At 35.0% G+C, this 237-nt stretch carries 1 rRNA gene; it reads left to right on the forward strand.

The window, feature by feature from the left end:
• A 23S ribosomal RNA gene (locus M3610_RS27880) occupies window positions 1-112 on the forward strand; the annotation flags it as partial.
• Window positions 113-237: the final 125 nt, after the last annotated feature.

The following is a 237-nucleotide window of genomic DNA, read 5'->3' on the forward strand; positions in this document are numbered from 1 at the left end:
CCATAGCGCAAGCTAGTAAGAACCCTGAAAGATGATCAGGTTGATAGGTCAGAGGTGGAAGCGTGGTAACATGTGGAGCTGACTGATACTAATCGTTCGAGGACTTAACCAATTTTAAGGTGAACTCTGAGTTTACAAACTTCTTCTGCATTATCTAGTTTTGAGGGAATGAAAAAAATTAAATTTTCCTCTTGAAAAATATGAAAAAGACATTATAATAAAATAGTGTCGAATATA

It is taken from the genome of Neobacillus sp. MER 74 (genome assembly GCF_023714155.1).